Source organism: Haloferax sp. Atlit-10N (genome assembly GCF_003586325.1).
Lineage (GTDB): Archaea > Halobacteriota > Halobacteria > Halobacteriales > Haloferacaceae > Haloferax > Haloferax prahovense.
This window is the reverse complement of the sequence record NZ_PSYX01000158.1, coordinates 1-459: the sequence shown is the minus strand read 5'-3', so window position 1 is coordinate 459 and position 459 is coordinate 1. Positions and strand designations below refer to the sequence as shown.

The 459-nt window shown below is 61.4% G+C and carries 1 protein-coding gene; it reads right to left on the bottom strand.

From position 1 onward, the window contains the following. On the bottom strand, positions 1-459 hold a 459-nt coding region (locus C5B91_RS21655; protein ID WP_394337653.1), incomplete at both ends, for a COG1361 S-layer family protein.

Genomic DNA, 459 nt, shown 5'->3' with positions numbered 1-459 from the left:
CTCGTCGACGACTGCGGATTCTGCATCGTGCCGAAGAAAATCGTCGGCGACTGCGTCGTGAGCTGGACCGACGACGACGTCGCGGTTCGCGTGCCCGTATTTTCGAGCGCGAACGAGAGCTGGCCGGTGTCGCCGGCGAATACGGCGTTGTTACCTTCGCTCACGACCTCGAACTGCGGGCGGTCTTCGACTTCGACCGTCACCGACTTCTCTCTCGTGACGGTCCGCCACGTGTATTCCGGTCCGTCGACGCTGCCGTAGGTGACCATCCGGACGTACTTGTACTGCACCTCGACGGGTATCTCGTAGGTGCCCGGCTCGGCGTTGCCGAGTTCGATGTTGAAATCAAACCGAGCGGTCCCCGAGTCGGGGATGGAGCCCGCGGTAACGGTTCCCGTCTTCACGTCGATTGGTGCATCGATCTGTTCTTCGAGAATCTCCATCTCCACGCTCTGTGCG